The sequence below is a fragment of the Citrobacter sp. Cc139 genome, assembly GCF_030334645.1.
Classification (GTDB): domain Bacteria; phylum Pseudomonadota; class Gammaproteobacteria; order Enterobacterales; family Enterobacteriaceae; genus Citrobacter; species Citrobacter werkmanii.
In genome coordinates, this window is the sequence record NZ_JAOWDM010000022.1 from 1 (window position 1) to 218 (window position 218).

The following is a 218-nucleotide window of genomic DNA, read 5'->3' on the forward strand; positions in this document are numbered from 1 at the left end:
AAAAGTGTCGATACTGCCAGCGCGCAGACGCTGGAGCTGGAGGCGCAGTTACGCACTCTGCAGGAGCATAAGAGCATCACAGATACCATCAGCCAGCAGCGGCAGGAATTGTGGAAACAACAATCCCGCTTTTCGGTGCTGGAAGAGGCCGCCAAAAAGCGCGCGCTGACCGCCGATGAAAAATCGGTGCTGGCGAACAAAGACGAGGTACTGGCGCG

General features: G+C 57.3%; 1 protein-coding gene. It reads left to right on the forward strand.

All coding sequences use genetic code 11. From position 1 onward, the window contains the following. On the forward strand, positions 1-218 hold a 218-nt coding region (locus tag OGV69_RS01300; protein ID WP_286469002.1), incomplete at both ends, for a hypothetical protein.